11 protein-coding genes are annotated in these 11,477 nt (G+C 60.4%); 4 read left to right on the forward strand and 7 right to left on the reverse strand.

Going from position 1 to position 11,477, the window contains the following annotated elements:
- Nucleotides 1–15 precede the first annotated feature (15 nt).
- Nucleotides 16–1,413, reverse strand: coding sequence for a PAS-domain containing protein (locus FD715_RS11895; protein WP_189799475.1), 1,398 nt, complete (start codon nucleotides 1,411–1,413; stop codon nucleotides 16–18).
- A gap of 207 nt (nucleotides 1,414–1,620) precedes the next feature.
- Entirely contained in the window at nucleotides 1,621–3,018 is a 1,398-nt protein-coding gene (gene regB / locus FD715_RS11900) for a sensor histidine kinase RegB (protein WP_147109854.1), read from the reverse strand.
- Between the two features lie 91 nt (nucleotides 3,019–3,109).
- Between regB and FD715_RS11905 the strand changes: the two genes are divergently transcribed.
- Nucleotides 3,110–3,730, forward strand: coding sequence for an SCO family protein (locus tag FD715_RS11905; protein WP_147109856.1), 621 nt, complete (start codon nucleotides 3,110–3,112; stop codon nucleotides 3,728–3,730).
- An 84-nt stretch (nucleotides 3,731–3,814) separates the two neighbouring features.
- On the forward strand, nucleotides 3,815–4,369 hold the full coding sequence (locus FD715_RS11910) for an ActR/PrrA/RegA family redox response regulator transcription factor (RefSeq protein ID WP_039685909.1): 555 nt from the start codon (nucleotides 3,815–3,817) through the stop codon (nucleotides 4,367–4,369).
- Nucleotides 4,370–4,568: 199 nt separating this feature from the next.
- On the opposite strand, the gene FD715_RS11915 is transcribed toward FD715_RS11910, so the two are convergent.
- Together FD715_RS11915 and FD715_RS11920 are read right to left on the reverse strand one after the other, a co-directional pair.
- Nucleotides 4,569–5,054, reverse strand: a complete 486-nt coding sequence (locus FD715_RS11915; RefSeq protein WP_147109858.1) for a GNAT family N-acetyltransferase — start codon at nucleotides 5,052–5,054, stop codon at nucleotides 4,569–4,571.
- The gene (locus FD715_RS11920; RefSeq protein ID WP_147109860.1) at nucleotides 5,051–5,647 is read right to left on the reverse strand and encodes an HD domain-containing protein; all 597 of its coding nucleotides are present in this window, start codon (nucleotides 5,645–5,647) and stop codon (nucleotides 5,051–5,053) included. Before FD715_RS11920 ends, FD715_RS11915 begins: the two co-directional genes overlap by 4 nt.
- A 128-nt stretch (nucleotides 5,648–5,775) precedes the next feature.
- On the opposite strand from FD715_RS11920, the gene FD715_RS11925 reads away from it, so the two are divergent.
- Together FD715_RS11925 and ahcY are read left to right on the forward strand one after the other, a co-directional pair.
- The gene (locus FD715_RS11925) at nucleotides 5,776–6,147 is read left to right on the forward strand and encodes an S-adenosyl-L-homocysteine hydrolase (protein WP_189799476.1); all 372 of its coding nucleotides are present in this window, start codon (nucleotides 5,776–5,778) and stop codon (nucleotides 6,145–6,147) included.
- A 77-nt stretch (nucleotides 6,148–6,224) separates the two neighbouring features.
- A complete protein-coding gene (gene ahcY / locus FD715_RS11930) occupies nucleotides 6,225–7,610 on the forward strand; it encodes an adenosylhomocysteinase (RefSeq protein WP_147109862.1) in 1,386 nt (461 codons plus the stop codon).
- A 72-nt stretch (nucleotides 7,611–7,682) separates the two neighbouring features.
- Here the strand turns inward: ahcY and FD715_RS11935 are convergent, their stop codons facing one another.
- The 3 genes from FD715_RS11935 to FD715_RS11945 all read right to left on the reverse strand — a co-directional run.
- Nucleotides 7,683–8,798 (reverse strand): polysaccharide biosynthesis/export family protein, encoded by a 1,116-nt coding sequence (locus tag FD715_RS11935; RefSeq protein WP_223274852.1) that lies wholly within the window; start codon nucleotides 8,796–8,798, stop codon nucleotides 7,683–7,685.
- 141 nt (nucleotides 8,799–8,939) lie between these two features.
- Nucleotides 8,940–10,412, reverse strand: coding sequence for a heme biosynthesis protein HemY (locus tag FD715_RS11940; RefSeq protein WP_147109864.1), 1,473 nt, complete (start codon nucleotides 10,410–10,412; stop codon nucleotides 8,940–8,942).
- 12 nt (nucleotides 10,413–10,424) lie between these two features.
- Nucleotides 10,425–11,477: COG4223 family protein (locus FD715_RS11945; RefSeq protein ID WP_189799481.1), on the reverse strand; the 1,053-nt coding region annotated here is incomplete at its 5' end.

Here is an 11,477-nt window from a genome sequence, read left to right on the forward strand (position 1 = left end):
TGCAAGTTGGAATGGTCAGGTCACTTGGGCAATCTGGTTGTCCGCGACATGCGCGAATTCCGTGAACCGGATCAGGGTCGCACCGGATGCAATCGGTGACACCTGCGCCCGGATCGGCCCCTTGTCATGGTGTTCCAAGTCCGCGTCCCAAGCGGCACGTTCACCACATTTCATGACATAGTCACGCATGTCGCCCCAGGCCGGATCGGGCGCACATTTTTCCTGCCATGCCTGCAGACTGTCCACAATTGTCACGTCCGCAAAGCTGTTATCGGGATCAAGTTTCCACATCTCGCGGTACGCCGCGTTGCAGAATGTCAGGACGCCAGCTGAAGAAAACACCACAAGTGCGTCGTCAAACGTGTCCATGAGGGATTGTCCCAACTCCAATTCGGCACGGAAATTCCGGGTAAGTGAGATTTCGGCCGTGATGTCCTCGATCAGGAAGGCGATGGCGCCGTCCGGATGCGGACGCCCGCTGACCCGGTAGGTATGCCCGGTGTCCAGGTTCCATGTCTCGTGATAGCTGCCATGTGACGCGGCATTGATCATTTCCGAGATTTCTTGCCGCCAGGATCCATAGTTCTTGGGTTCCGGCATCACGCGATTGTCGCGCAGGCGGTCAAAAAAGGACAACATGTCTGGCCGCCCACTCAGGAACTCGGCCGGCAGCGAGGTCAAATCGACCAAGGCCGGGTTGAACAGGGCCAACTGCCCGTTGCGGTCAAAAATCGCGAGGCCGATAGACAGTTGCGCAAAGGTCTTGGCCAGTGTCTGAACGAAATTGCGCTGGGCCACCTCGGCCTGGATGACGGCGTTGATGTCCACAGCGTGAAATACTGTGGACGTGCCCGCCTCGGTCGCGGTGACATTGTACCATTCGGTTGTTTCGCTCCGGTCCATCTTGACCGGTACCCGAACCGACGTTTTCCCGCTCACGTCGGTTGGCGTGAAGTGGAACACTTCGATCTGGGCGTCATCGTCGGTGCCGTGCATTGCCGCCTGAAGAGATCGGTATGCCGTGTTGCGCCAGCAAATCGTCTTGTCATCGTCGACGAGCCAGATGGGATAGGGCGCTTCGGTCGCGGCCAGTCGCAGGGTGTCCAGTTCGAATTGCAGCATGCTCAACTTGTGTTGGGCAGATGGGTCCGCGGGTGCCGTGTCTTCCAGCTCGACGCGCGTCATGTCGGCTTCGCGTTGCAGTCGCAGGACGGCGCCGTCGCCTTTGCTTGCGGCCGCAAGCGTCAGGGTTTCGAGTTCGGGCAGTTCAGCCGCGTCCGGCAAACCCGGAAACCTCGCACCCAGCCCCGCTTTCAAAGCCTGCCAATCGGTCTTGTTGGGCAGCCGGTGTAGGGTTGTCTCCGCCTCGGGAGTTGCGTGTTGCAAATCCACGCCCTCAAACAAAAGGCTCATACCATGGTTTTGCAATTCTGGAGTTGCACCGTCGGTTCGCGGGGATCGGCGCAAAAACACAAAGCCAGCCACCGCCGCACTCAGGGCAGAGACAAAAACAACAATCAGTTCCAGGATTGCCATCTCGCAACCTTTCGCCATCCCGACCGCACTATCGGGTAACGATGGTTAACGCGGGCTTAACGTGTGGCTTGCGTTGGGCGAAAACTACGTGCGGATTGGCTCATTTCGACCAATCGCCACGGCATTTTTGCCCTGACGCGCATCGACGGTTTCACGCGGCCATGTGACCTCGACGATTGCACCGATATGAATGTCGTTTGGCTGCCACGCGCCGTAAGGGTCCGCCCCGTTGGCGAACGTCAACTCGGCACCCGATCGCTCAAGCAATGTCTTTGCGATGAACAGTCCCAGGCCCATTCCCTCGTATTCCGGGCGCTGAGCCCGTTCTGACGATGATTTGCGACGGCGCACAAACGGATCACCGATGCGACCCAGAAGCTGAGGCGGGAAGCCGCGACCGTCATCCATGATCCGAATGGTAATCTGAGTGTCTGTCCAATGGGCTTCGATCCAGACGGTGGAGCGGGCGAAATCGACAGCGTTCTGGACGAGGTTGCGCAGGCCGTGAATGATCTCGGGTTGCCGCAGGATCGCGGGTTGGTCGATCTCGTCCCCTGCATCGGGATCGTGCGTGTATTCTACAGCCTTTCCGCGGTGCGTATGCGGTTCCGCTGCCTCCTGCACAACGGTCATCAAAGGGGCTTGCCTGAGGTGAAGGTCATCCTTCCCGGCGCGGCCCATGTCGCGCAGGATGTCCCGACACCGATCCGCCTGTTCGCGGATCAGCGCGGCGTCTTCCTTAAGTTCTGGCCGGTCATCCAGTTCTTCGATCAACTCGGCGCTGGTCAGCTTGATCGTGGCAAGTGGCGTGCCGAGTTCATGCGCGGCGGCAGCAACGACACCGCCAAGGTCGGTCAATTTCTGTTCCCGAGACAGGGCAAGCTGTGTGGCCGACAGCGCGTCCGACATCGAGTGAATTTCGGACGTCACGCGGCGGGAGTAGAGGCCGATAAAACAGATGGCGATCACGAGCGCGATCCAATTGCCAAACACGAACAAGTCCGGGATGCGCAGGATAAAGCCTTGCTGCGTGCGCAGCGGCAAATGGTACTCGGACAGGATTGTCACGATCACTATGGCGGTGGCACCGACCAGCAGGGTCGAGCGTGTGGTCAGGACGGCGGCCGATATCGTGACAGGCCCTAGCAACAACAGGGCGAACGGGTTGTGCAGACCACCTGTCAGGAACAGCAGGAAGCCAAGCTGCAGCACATCGAAGAGGACCATCATCATATTCTCGCCCTCGTTCAGGCGCTTGTTTTCGGGGAACACGAAAATGGCGATCAGGTTGCCGATGACTGACACACCGACGGCGAGGTAGCACAGGCCCAGTTCCAGCTGCAGGCCGTAGAGCCGTTGCGCCACCGTGAGGGCCACAAGCTGGCCGACGATGGCCACCCAGCGCAGCAGGATCATCGTGCGCAGGCGGATCCAGTTCGATCTTTGCTGGCCGGTCAGCAGGCCAAAGTCGGGTTGCGCCATTCTGTCACTTCTTCGTTTATTGAACGCTTTGTTTATTGAACCCGGGCAACGGATTGTTAGCTAGGGTACAACTCTAGCCCGGAGGCCGCATATGACCCGTATCATCGCACCCGTCGCCGCACTTGTCGCTGCCCTTTTTCTTGGTGGTATCTGGTGGTTTACACAGAGCGGGGGCGAGGATGGGCAGTTCGCTCAGTGCAATTCCACGCAAATCGCGGGTGATGGCAACGGAATTGGCGGACCGTTCGAACTGGTCAATGCCGAAGGGCAGACCGTGACAGATCAGGATGTGATCACCGAACCAAGCCTGATCTATTTCGGCTACACCTTCTGCCCGGATGTTTGTCCGCTGGACACAGCCCGCAACGCTGAGGCTGTCGATGTTCTGGCCGAGCGTGGCATGTCGGTCACGCCGATCTTTATCACGGTCGATCCGGAGCGCGATACGCCCGAGATTGTTGGCGATTTCGCCTACAACCTGCACGAAAAGATGATCGGCCTGACGGGATCGCTGGAACAGACGGATGCGGCAAGCAAGACCTATCGCACCTACTACAAAGCGCATGACAAGTCGGACGAGTTCTACCTCGTCGACCATTCGACCTTCACCTATCTCGTCATGCCAGAGCATGGATTCGTTGAGTTTTTCCGTCGCGATATCAATGCAGAAACGATGGCGGATCGTGTTGCATGCTTTGTAGAAAACGCCTGATATTGCCGGAAAAATTTGACCCCGCAGTCTGGGCGCGCCATATTCCGCTTCAGCCACAAAAATAAGCGGGAACTGGAGAATTCGATGGCCGAAGCGGCAATGCGCGACTTGGGCGCGGACAAATCGCTCTTGTTGGTTGACGACGACGAACCCTTTCTGCGGCGGCTGGCCAAGGCCATGGAAAAGCGCGGATTCGAGATTGAAACCGCCGACAGCGTCACCGCTGGCAAGGCCATCGCTACAGCCCGTCCCCCCGCTTACGCCGTGGTTGATTTGCGGCTGGAAGACGGCAATGGATTGGACGTAGTCGAGGTGCTACGCGACAAGCGGCCGGACGCGCGCGTGGTGGTTTTGACCGGCTATGGCGCCATCGCCACAGCCGTGGCGGCGGTCAAGATCGGGGCCACCGACTACCTGTCGAAGCCCGCGGATGCGACTGACATCACCAACGCGCTGCTGGCCACCGGTGACGACCTGCCCCCGCCCCCGGAGAACCCGATGAGCGCTGACCGCGTGCGGTGGGAACATATCCAACGCGTCTATGAACTGTGCGATCGCAACGTGTCGGAGACGGCGCGTCGGCTGAACATGCACCGCCGGACCTTGCAGCGCATTCTGGCGAAGCGCTCGCCCCGTTGACAGATCAGAGGGGGGCTGTCTGCCCCCCCGGCGCGACGCGCCTCCCCCCGAGGACTTTTTGGAAACAGAGAAGTGGACCAACGCCCGCTTTCTGATAGGGCGGAGCGTCAGTTTTTGAAAACTTCTAGGACATAGGCCGTGTGCACACTATGCGCACCAGGTATGCACAACCTGTACACCGCTGTGGTGCACATAGAGCTCAGAGGTCGTAACGCTTGAGGATCTTGTCCACGATCTGGCCATTTGCCATCTCGTACCCGTCGATCCGGCCATAGTCCTGAAAGCCGCGAGATTGATAGTAGATCAGCCCGCCCTCGTTGTCGGCGCGGATATTTGCGTTGATCCAGGCGTAGCCGATCTCCTTGGCTGCCCTGCGCGTCGCATCAAAGAGCTTTGACCCGATGCCAAGACCGGTCTGGCCCATTTGCACGAAGGTCGCGATCTCGGCTGCTTCGGGTGGGAGGTAGTCGGCGCTTTCGATCCATTGGAAACCCACTACCTGCTCCGCCTCGTTCACGGCAACGTGCCATGCAGCGCGCCCGTCATTGGCGGCCATCCAGTCGGCCAGATCGCTGCCGGAGACTTTGGTCGTCAGGGCCGTGGTGCCGCCCTGTTCGATGATGGCATTGAGGAGCGCGGCCATCGAAGGGGTATCGAGTGCGATGGCGGGGCGGACGTGAATCATGTGCAGTCCTCAAGCAGGCTGGCGTGGCGGGCGGTGAAGGCATTGCGGGTTTCGACCGGTGGGCGGAGCACGATCTGCAAGCCGTCGATCATGCTCGCGTCCGGTTTGCCGAAAAACTTACTTGCCTCAGCTTCCGTAAATCCGGCGATTTGTGTGGCTTCCATCCAGGCGCTGATCCGGTCCGCTTTCTTGATCTGCCGCTTGATGGTTTGCGGCACCTTGGCGGGCAGGCCGAAACGGATGTGCACTGCGGCTTCGAGCCGTTCATCGAGGACTTTGTAGTCGGGCCCGACGGCGGCCTTGACCGGCGAGATCATGTCGCCGATCACGTATTCCGGCGCGTCGTGCAGCAGCGCTGCCAAGCGCCATTTTGCGGGTGCGCTGGGCGTGATCCGGCCAAAAAGTGTCTCTACCAAGAGGGAATGCTCAGCCACGGAGTAGGCGTAGTCCCCCGCCGTCTGCCCGTTCCAGCGCGCGACGAAGGCGAGGCCGTGGGCTATGTCCTCGATCTCGATATCCATGGGCGTCGGGTCCAACAGGTCCAGCCTGCGGCCCGACAACATGCGCTGCCATGCACGGGGTTGTTTTGCCATGTCTGCCTCCGGTCGTCCCTTGTCCTAGCGCAGCCGCGCGGGGTGGGAAAGCGGTTGCTTGAATGTGCACGGTGGTCGCGACCGGATGGGGCTTGGGAACGCAATCCAGAGTTTGGCGTTGATCTGGCATGCGACACGTTTTGAAAGCCTTTGCTCTGGCCACCCTTGCACCGCTCGCGACGGCAACTGCCGCGCTTGCCGACCCTGTTTGTATGGACGCCGCCGAAATGGAGGCAGCGCTGATCGAGTGGTATGGCGAAACACCTGTTGCCGGGGCCTGGGCCGCGGATCAGCAATTGTGGGCGTCCGAGGCGACTGGCACATGGACGTTGATGGAGTTGCGCGTCGGCGATCGCGCTTGCGTCTTGAGCCAGGGCGAGGATTGGGCACCGAGCGATGATCCGATCGTAGCCTTTGAGCAGATGTTGCGCGACAAGGGTGACGCTGCCCCTGCCGAGGCCTTGGCCTTTCTTGACTTGCTAACATCTGGGGCTTCCTGACCCGCGACGCTGTGGCGATTGCCCCTGACCAGGGTGAATGCTATCTGCGCGACAGCCCGATTTGAAAGGACAAACGGATGTCGCAAGATTACATCGTCAAGGATATTGCGCTGGCCGGGTATGGCCGCAAGGAACTGGATATTGCCGAGACTGAAATGCCGGGCCTGATGGCCTGTCGCGCCGAATATGGCGAGAGCAAGCCGCTGGCCGGTGCCCGCATCGTCGGGTCGCTTCACATGACCATTCAGACTGCTGTGCTGATTGAAACGCTGGTTGAGCTGGGCGCCGATGTGCGCTGGGCGTCGTGCAACATCTTCTCGACCCAGGATCACGCGGCAGCCGTCATTGCCGAAGCGGGCGTGCCTGTGTTCGCCATCAAGGGCCAGTCGCTGGAAGAGCATTGGGATTATCTGGACAAGTCGTTCCAGTTTGCCGAAGGGCCCAACATGATCCTGGACGATGGTGGTGACGCCACGTTGTACATACTGTTGGGTGCGCGGGCCGAAGCGGGAGAAGACATCATCCCCGTTCCGACATCCGAGGAAGAGACGGTGATCAAGGCCCAGATTGCCAAGCGGATGGAGCAGAGCCCTGGCTGGTTCACCAAGATGCGTGACCAGATTAAGGGTGTGTCGGAAGAGACAACGACTGGCGTGCACCGTCTGTATGAGCTGGTGAAGAACGGGCAGCTGCCCTTCCCCGCCATCAACGTGAACGACTCGGTGACCAAGTCTAAGTTCGACAACAAGTATGGCTGTAAGGAATCGCTGGTCGACGGTATTCGCCGCGCGACGGACACGATGATGGCGGGCAAGGTTGCCGTCGTCATGGGCTACGGTGACGTGGGCAAAGGGTCTGCCGCCAGCCTGAGCGGTGCGGGCGCGCGTGTTAAGGTGACCGAGGTTGATCCGATCTGTGCGCTGCAAGCGGCCATGGACGGGTACGAGGTTGTGCTTCTGGAAGAGAACCTCGACGCCGACATCTTCATCACGACCACTGGCAACAAGGACGTGATCCGCATTGAGCATATGCGTGAGATGAAGGACATGGCGATCGTCGGCAACATCGGCCACTTCGATAATGAGATCCAGGTGGCGAGCCTGAAGAACCACAAGTGGACCAACATCAAGGAACAGGTGGACATGATCGAGATGCCCTCGGGCAACCGGATCATCCTGCTGTCCGAAGGTCGCTTGCTGAACCTGGGCAACGCCACAGGCCACCCGTCCTTCGTGATGTCGGCGTCCTTTACCAACCAGGTGCTGGCGCAGATTGAGCTGTGGACCCGTAACGAGCATTACCAGAACGACGTCTACATCCTGCCCAAGCATCTGGATGAGAAGGTGGCGCGCCTGCATCTGGACCGCATTGGTGTGAAGCTGACCCAGATGGACCCCGAGCAGGCGGCGTATATCGGCGTGGCGCCCGAAGGGCCGTTCAAGCCGGAACACTACCGCTACTGATCGAAAAAGGGCGGGGATGTCCCCGCCCTCACTGTCATATGAGAAGCCGCGCGTTTGCGCGGCTTTTTTTAATCAGTTGCCACCGTCAAGCGAGTTGCCCACGCCCACGACCGATCCGATCAGGCCAAAGATGGTGCGGACCGAGCTGATCGGGCTTTCCGTGGCAAGCACGAGGTCACCGGGGTTGATAAAGAACTTGCGCGCCGCAAAAAGCGAGTCTGCGGATGTCAGGTCGACAGCAAAGACAACTTGCGTCTTTTGCGGCCCGGACCCATCGGCACGCAGATCCTGCCGGGTATAATCGCGCAGGATCAACACGCCCTTGGGGTTACCACGTGAATCGTTCAGGCCGTCGACCAGTGCCAATGCTTCGACCGCGTTGATGCGTTCCTGGGTGAAGGGGACGATGGTTTCGGTCCCGGTGGCACCCAGCGCGACGAAATACCGTTCATCTTCTTCCGCGATGATCTGATCACCGCCGCGCAGGATGACGTTGGCAGAGGGGCGCTTGAAAAGGTCGTCAGCGCGGATGCCAAAGGTCTGATTGCCGCGGGTCACGCGCACCAGCGGGTTCTGCAATTCCGGAGAGATACCGCCCGCCGCAGAGATCAGGCTGAGGATGGAGTAGTTGCGGTTTGGCAGGGGAAAGTTTCCGGGTGCGGTGAAGCCACCAACAGCATCTACCGAGTTGTCAGGCCCGGATTGGACAGCAAGTTGAACCTGCGGATCAGGCACAACCGACCGCAACTGCTCTTCGATGCTGCGCCGTGCGGCGTCGGGGGTGGATCCGCTGACCCGCACCTCATCGATATAGGGCACAAAGATCGTGCCGCTGGGCGACACGACGATCCCCTCAAGCGCGACGTTCTGTTGCTGCAGGCCAGTGAGCAGCGAGTTTTCCTGGTTGTCCCAGATCACAAGGTTGATGCTGTCGCCGGGTTGGATGACGTTGGACTTGGGTCCGGGGTTGCGGGTGAACCAATGATATTGGCCTTCCCATCCGGTTGCAGGCCAGGTGGCCAGCTGCGCCACGTTCTCGCGCGTGATCGGAATGACCGAAAATGCCGCATCTTCATTGTTCTGATTGCGGATCACTTCGCCTTCGATGGCGGCGCCGCGTGGTAGGGTGCAGGCGGTCAGTGCGAAAAGAAATACGAGTGACGCAAGAAAGCGAAATGGATTTTGCACGATCTATCCCTCTGAGCCTGTGGAGGCGTCATGTTTGAAAATGGTCTATCCGGAAATGTCGGGGGCACACACAAATTTTTCGCACACGGGCGGTCAATCGCCCAAAACGTTGCTGAATGACAATAGGGAGTGCCGCTTAATTCAACTGCTTTTGACCGCTGGGTTTCCCATATCCTCGGCTTCGATCACGTCGGCGTCGTCAACGACCGTGACGTCGGTCCCGTCCTTGGTCTGCTCTGGTGCACCGACCAGAAGAGGCAGCATTTCACTGCCGCCGGGCAGAGCGATTTCAGCGCTTGGTGGGCGTTTCCATGTCAGAGTGTCGAAGGCGCCGCAATTGTTGCAGGTCGGTGCCCACGCGCCCATGATGTTCTGGCAATTGTCGCAGACCCATTGCGGGCCGCGTGATGCGGTCACGGCGCGCGCCAGCCAGCCCTGAACGACAGCGTCGCTTGCACCCTCGCCCCGTTCAATGGCTGCCATCAAGGTCAGCGAGCGGGTTGTCGGATCGCTTTCGGCCAGATCGCCAAGTGCCCGACGTGCGGCCGGAAAGTCTTCGGCTGCGATGTGCAGTTCGCTCATCAGCATCTTGGTTTCGGGATGGTCCGCCTTGGTCTTGGTCAGCGCAACAAAGCGCTTGAGCCGCTCTGCGGGCCCTTCATTTGGTTCAATTTCTGCAAAGGCCGCAGCGACATCGGGGTGCGGCTGAGCCTCCCATGCCTTTTTCAGAACACGCGTGGCATAGCGCTTTTGCCCTTTTTCGATATACCCATGCGCGGCCATCACGGCCGCGGGGATCAGGTCGGGCGACAGGCGGTTTGCTTCGATCGCCGCCTCGCGCGCCTCGATCGTTTCATCTTCTTCCAGGATTTTGCGCGCTTCGCTGAGTGCCAGCACAGCATCCCGGCGCTTGTGTACGTCGCGGGGCAGGCTGCCGTGCTTCAGCTTGGCGCTGAGCGTGGCCCGCGCGCCTTTCCAGTCCTCTTTGTCGGCCTGAAGTTTGAGCAGAATGTCCTGCGTCTCTTCATGTTTGGGTTTGATGGCGAACGCCTTTTCCGCCAGTTGCAGGGCGGTGTCAGTGTCTCCGTCCGCCAGCTTTTGCTTCATGATGCCGCGTACGCCGACAAAGCGAGTGGCATCGTTTGTCACCAGCTTGCGATAGGTTTCCTCCGCTTTTTTCCGGTCGCCCGCCATTTCCGCAGCCTGTGCTGTCAGCAGACTGGTCAGTTCGGGCCGGTCGAGGTAGCGGTCCGCCTTTTCGGCCTTGGCCAGTGCAGTGCGCGCCTCACCCGAGGCGAGCGCCATCATGCCTTCGGCCAGCGCGTCGAAGCCCTTGGAATATTTGCGCCGCGCGAAAAAGCGCGAGATGGCCGTGTCATCACCGTTCAGGAAGTGCCAGACTGCAAGCAGCAGGCCCAACAGCTTGAGCAGTACCCAAACCGCAAAGATCAGCGCAACAAGCGCGATGACCGACTGGAGCGGGCCAAGCGTGTATTCCCTGCCGGCAACGACAATCTGAATGCCGCCTTCACTTTCCAGCAGCCAACCGGCGCCAAGCGCCAGCGCCGCGACAGCGACGACGAAAAAGATGATTTTTACCAATGACCAGATCATAAAAAGGCCCCTTCAGAGTGCCGACAGGCGTTCTGCCAATGCGTTTGCGGCCGTGACCGCGTCGTGACGCAGTTGCGCCTGTTCCAACCAAGGCCCAAGGGCCGCTTTTGCCGCGTCCGGCAGTGCATCCGCTTCGGCCAATGCGTCGCCCAGTCGGCCGTCGCGCGTGGCTGCCTCGACCCGCGACAGAACGGCGTCGGGGTCCGACCCTTCCTGCGGCAGGATCGACCGGGTTCCCAGTTGTCGTTCAAAGAATGCGCCGAGGCCACCAGAACCATCGGCCTGTCGTGCCGCCGCAAGCGCGTCGCGTGCCGCGTCGGGCACAGTGGCTTGCAGGCCCGACAGGGGTTGAACGCCGTCTACTGAGGCGCTGCGCAGAATGTCCGGGATGTCCGAGACACCGGCTTCTTCCAGATCACCCAAGGCCGCGGCAAAAGGCGCGCCATTGTCGACGGCGGCCATCACCCGGTTCATGGCGGCGCGTGCAAGTGTGGCAGATGCCGCAGTGTCCGCATTTTCGCGCGCCAGCCGCGCATCGGCGAGCAGGCGGTCAATCTCTTCCTGCTGTGCGGTTGCAGTGGCGCGCAGATCGGCCAGTGCCGCATCAATTGCATCTTCGGGCACAACGGTTGTGGAAGCGGGGCGGTCCGCCAATCCGTCCATCCGCTCTGCCAGTTCTGCGATCTGCTGTTCCAGCGGGCCCAAGTCAGCCGGGACACCTGCCGGTTGATCCTGCACCTGCGTGCGGAGCAGCGCGAGGTCGGCGGTGGTTTCGTCGAGCTGTGCCGTCAGATCCGCCACCGTGTCATTCAACGCAGCAACCACTTCCGGGTCCGCTGACACGCGAGGTGGGAAGATCGGGTCGAGGATGTCGGTGCGCCCTGCGATAAACCCGGCCAGCGCCGTGATGACCCCAGCAAGGACAAGCGGCACGGCGCTGCGTTTTTCGGGTTGAGGTTGCGGTGGCGGAGCGACCACATTCTCAGGCTCAGGCTCAGGCTCAGGCTCAGGCTCAGGCTCAGGCTCAGGCTCAGGCTCAGGCTCAGGCTCAGGCTCAGGCTCAGG

Source organism: Tateyamaria sp. syn59, from assembly GCF_007995245.1.
GTDB lineage: Bacteria > Pseudomonadota > Alphaproteobacteria > Rhodobacterales > Rhodobacteraceae > Tateyamaria.